General features: G+C 47.8%; 4 protein-coding genes. 1 reads left to right on the forward strand and 3 read right to left on the reverse strand.

Going from position 1 to position 4,535, the window contains the following annotated elements; translation table 11 throughout:
• A partial coding sequence (locus tag VN379_RS21660) for a hypothetical protein (protein WP_325537745.1) occupies window positions 1-206 on the forward strand: 206 nt, incomplete at its 5' end.
• Between the two features lies 1 nt (window position 207).
• Here VN379_RS21660 and VN379_RS21665 read toward each other — a convergent pair.
• The 3 genes from VN379_RS21665 to VN379_RS21675 form a co-directional block, all read right to left on the reverse strand.
• Window positions 208-1,920, reverse strand: a complete 1,713-nt coding sequence (locus tag VN379_RS21665; RefSeq protein ID WP_325537747.1) for a methyl-accepting chemotaxis protein — start codon at window positions 1,918-1,920, stop codon at window positions 208-210.
• Window positions 1,921-2,074: 154 nt separating this feature from the next.
• Window positions 2,075-3,214 carry a uroporphyrinogen decarboxylase family protein gene (locus tag VN379_RS21670; RefSeq protein WP_325537748.1) on the reverse strand — a complete coding sequence of 380 codons (1,140 nt, stop codon included), beginning with the start codon at window positions 3,212-3,214 and terminating at the stop codon, window positions 2,075-2,077.
• 115 nt (window positions 3,215-3,329) lie between these two features.
• The gene (locus VN379_RS21675) at window positions 3,330-4,436 is read right to left on the reverse strand and encodes a uroporphyrinogen decarboxylase family protein (protein ID WP_325537749.1); all 1,107 of its coding nucleotides are present in this window, start codon (window positions 4,434-4,436) and stop codon (window positions 3,330-3,332) included.
• Window positions 4,437-4,535: the final 99 nt, after the last annotated feature.

The raw sequence follows: 4,535 nt of genomic DNA on the forward strand, positions 1-4,535 counted from the left end.
TAAACCGAAATCTATTTTTATGGAAATTCGCATTCCTCATTGCAGCAATAACAGAAAATAATACCCTTGCTTCCGCACTTTACCACCAAAATCCTAGCCCCCGGTTCAGCCTGGATGGTGGCACGGCACACCTGAAGCACAACCGCTCTCCGCCATGGCTAACATATTGCCGGGCAGAGAGCGGTCTTATCGGTAATATGAAATAACTTACACTTTGAACTGCTGAATAGACAGTTGCAGCTCTTCCGCTATTTTTGCTAATGTCTGACTCGAAGTGGCAATTTCTGCCATCGAGGCAGATTGCTCCTCGGTGGCGGCAGATACGGTCTCGGTTTGTGCTGCCGAGTCCTTACTGCGCACGTCAATTTCTTTTACGGCTATGACGATTTCCTGACTGCTGGCAGCCACCTGCTGAATAGTGCCGGAAATTCCCTGTACTTGCACTGATACCTGACTGCTCAGCGATTGAATCTGACTGAATGCTTTTCCCGCTGTGTTTACAACTTCAGTTCCCAGCCGCACCTCCCGGTTGCCTGTAGACATGGCCGCAACCGCCCGGTCTGTATCACTCTGAATTTTTCCAATGAGCGCTGCTATCTGTTTTGCCGCCTCCTGAGACTGTTCAGCCAGTTTGCGTACTTCTTCGGCCACAACAGCAAAGCCACGCCCTTGTTCACCGGCCCGGGCCGCTTCAATAGCGGCATTGAGCGCCAGCAGGTTGGTTTGGCCGGCAATACTGGCAATAGTATCGACTATTTGTCCAATTTCCTTCGACCGTTCGCCCAACTCAGAGACTACCTGGGCCGAGTCACCAACTACGGTTTCGACACTGGCCATTTGACTGATTGCCGTCGCAATGGCATTACCGCCTGCGACGGCGGCATTGGCGGTCTGTTCCGCCATTGTGGCAACTCCGCTTGCATTTGCAGCTATCTGCTGAATACTGGCCGCCATACTTTCGACAACATTGTCGGCCGCATGAATGGCCTTAACCTGAGCGGCCGCCCCGGCGGCAACATCTGCGATTGCGTCTGCTACCTGGCTGACGGCCTGAGACGACTGTTCGGCGCCGGCGGTCAGTTCTTCCGAGGAGGCTACCATATGGGCTGAGGCCATTTTTATATGCTTAACCAGCCTGCTCAGGTTTTCCACCATCACATCGAACTCAGTGGATAACCGGCCGATTTCATCCTTCGAACCTAATGCCGATTTTCTGCCAGTCAGGTTTCCAGTCGCAACTTCCTGCGTCTGAGCAACAAGCAGCCGTAAAGGAGTAATAATTACCCCCGCGGTGTACCAGGCTATACAGCCGGTCAAAATCAGGGCAATTACCAGAATGACGGCAAGTGAAAGGTATGAGGCCTGCCGGCTTTGGGCGGAATTATGCAGCGTCTTCTCGGCCTCTTGCGAGGAGTATGCTGCTAATCCCCTAAAATTGGCATTAATCTTGTCAAAACGTCCGGCCACATTCTGAGTAAACTCAGTATAGGCTTCCTGCCTTTTTCCTTCTGCAGCCAATTGCATGGTTTTTGTGAGCGGAGAAGCCGCCCCTTGTATCTCATTCATCCCGCTAGCAAGCCGGTCCTGTTCGCCTGGGCTCAACGGCTGCTTGCTAAAAGTCTCAAGAACCGCTACATTCTCCTGGAGTAATTCTCCAAGTTTCCGGAAATCTTCCTGCGCCCGGGCCTGATCCGCCGTAGTCGTCAGTTCCAGTATAAGCGCCGTTACCTGCTGCCCCCGGAAGGCAATATCGCCAGCTACCACCGTCTTTCCCATCTGGCGGTGAATTTCGTCTGTGTCCTGTGAGAGCTTCGTCAGGTAGTAGATGGCAAAAACTCCTGCTGCCAACTGGCACGCCAAAACAACAACGACTAAGACAGCAAATTTTTCTTTCACTGCTAAATTTCGAAACCAGTTCAATCGCTTGCCCCCCATAATATTTCTTTAATAGCAATAAAATTATCCCGTGCTCATTGTGATCACGGGATAATTTATTACAATGGCAAAATCAATTCATTCCCTGCAACGGCAGATGAGGTTATATATCCAAAACCAGAAGGCCAATCACCTGGAATCAATTATAGCGTCCATATTTTTCCACTGCGTCAAAGTAAGCTTTCATGTTCTCGTTTTTCGCGTTCATGGGGACACAGCAGCCTGAGGAATAGATAAATCCACCGTCTTTGCCCACAACTGTAATCAGTTTCTTGGCATAGGCGTCGACATCATCAACCGAACCTATCGTCAGCAATGCCGCAGGCACATCCCCCATAATGGCACAATGTCCGCCCAATATTTCTTTAGCCTTAAAAATATCGGTATCGCCATCAAGCTGCAAAACAAATTTTTTCGCAGGCAGTTCTAAGAAATATTCGAGGTTTTTTGTCCAGTCTGAATCACAATGGAGTATGGGAACAATATCTTTCTCAGCCAAGCCGTTGACCAGGCGCTTCATAATCGGCAGTAATAATTTTTCGAATCTTTTCAGGGATATCCATTGCGCACTGCTGCGGGAATCACCGATAAAAGTACGCCTGATACCGATTTGATCGGCCTGGGCTACCAGGATGCTGATCATATCGTCGGTAGTAACTTCCAGTGCCTGATATACTTTGTCGGGGATTCTAAACATATCTTTGAAAAAGCACTCCATAGAGCGGGTCATTGATAAAACATCAGGGGCCGACCCGCCGAGAATTCCCCAGGTGGAACTCTGTCCGCGGCGTGCTGTACGCTGGTTTTCATCGGCAAGCAATTTACCTTTCTCGATCATCGCCTGCATCATTTCCTCGGGGTTTGTGCCAAAAGCAACCTCGTTAAATTTTGTCACATACGCCAGCAGGCCTTTTTCTATCAACAGATCGTAATCAGCCTGCGTCGTAATCTCAACCTCGTGCATTTGGAAAGAGGCATTATCAGGCAGCTCGTCACCAGGCATCTTTGTCCGCATAAGGCCAACCTTCTTCATCAGCGGGGCATAACGCTCACACATAATAAAGGGGTTGCTATCCCAGACCGGGAAGGCCTCGTGAACCTTTTCAATCGCGTCCATGCATTTTTCCCAGTCCCACATAAACTCTTTGTTGGTAATGCCTGCAAACTGACCGGCATACTGGTCAATCATGGGTGCACATACCACCCGGTCCACTGGCTCAAGGTTAATTGTGGCCATAAGTCTTTCCTCTGCTGTCATAACGTCTTTTTTTGCTGTCATTTGTTCCACCCCACAACAGTAGTTTTATCTTTCAGCTAACATGATAACGTAAATATTCCCTCTTGGGAAATTGATTCTCCTTATTGCACCGATTTATAAATAAAATTCTCAGCAATTACTTCCCGGTTGCAGCCGCAATCATTGCCTTGACATTTTCCACCTTCGCGTTTACCGGTACGGCGCAGCCTGATGCCAGAATAAATCCGGTCCCCATATCCCTGATTAATTTTGTACTGTAATTATATACATCATCAGGCGTACCTAATGTAAACAGGGCAGCAGGCACATCACCCTTAATACACATACGATTGCCGAGAACCTCCTTTATCTTGTAGATATTGGTGGCTCCGTCTGTTTCAAATACGCATTTTCCTGCCGGGAAATCCTTAAAGTATTCTAAATCACGTTCCCAGTTGGAATCAATATGGAAGTTAATGACCGCACCTTCTTCGATAATAACGTCAGCTACCTGTTTTAGATATTTCCAGACGAAACGTTCCCACAGCTTGCGCGAAAAGAATTCACTCGCGCCCCTGGCCGGCGATATAAACACATAAGTGGAATTGGTCGCACGGATTTGTTTGCGCATATTAACCAAAACCTCTTCTTGAATTACATCCAAAACAGCCTCAACCTTATCGGCTCTCTTATACAGGTCCTGAATGAACTTAGGCATGGAACGCCCGCCGCTCAGCAGCTCATTTACCAGATTGATAACAAGCGGAGAATATACCACATAACCGGCATCTTCAAAGTTTTTCACCATTTGCGGGGTATCTGCCAATTCTGCCATGATCGAATCAAACGGGACATTTAGCCGTTTAACCACATAATCCTGCATAAAAGGTGTCCAGCCCTTATTCAAGATAGTATCATAATCCTCAATTGTCATAACTTCTTTTTCATCAAGCTGCCATACCACATTATCCGGCAATTCCCGCCCCGGCAGCTTAATATTGGTCATAAATCCTAAAGGAAACAGCAGTGCAGCCGCAAAGGCTGAATCGAACCCGTCAATGTCCCCCAGGTCTTTTATTGATTCCACCATTACCTTGTTCGAGGCTTTTAGGCTTGAACAAAAATCAGATAGTTTGACCCCCATGTGCGTAGCGCAGAAACCATCAGCCAAGGTTACTACCGGAGTTCGATCGGTTTTTTCCAGGGCTACCGCTTTTCTTATTCTTTCTTTCCGCTCTTGCAGCAACTCTTGTGGTGTTTTCATTATGTGCTCCCCCTTGCATATTAGTTAATGACACTGGCCTCAACATCTTTGCCGGTACGCAAACAGTTGGTAGCATAATATATAAGCCATATTTATAAT

The organism is Sporomusa sp. (genome assembly GCF_035561255.1).
Classification (GTDB): Bacteria; Bacillota; Negativicutes; order Sporomusales; family Sporomusaceae; genus Sporomusa.

What these genes read in the sequence shown, in the direction of transcription:
- VN379_RS21670 (WP_325537748.1), bottom strand. Translation starts at nt 3,214, where the DNA reads ATGACAGCAAAAAAAGACGTTATGACAGCAGAGGAAAGACTTATGGCC.
- VN379_RS21675 (WP_325537749.1), bottom strand. Translation starts at nt 4,436, where the DNA reads ATGAAAACACCACAAGAGTTGCTGCAAGAGCGGAAAGAAAGAATAAGA.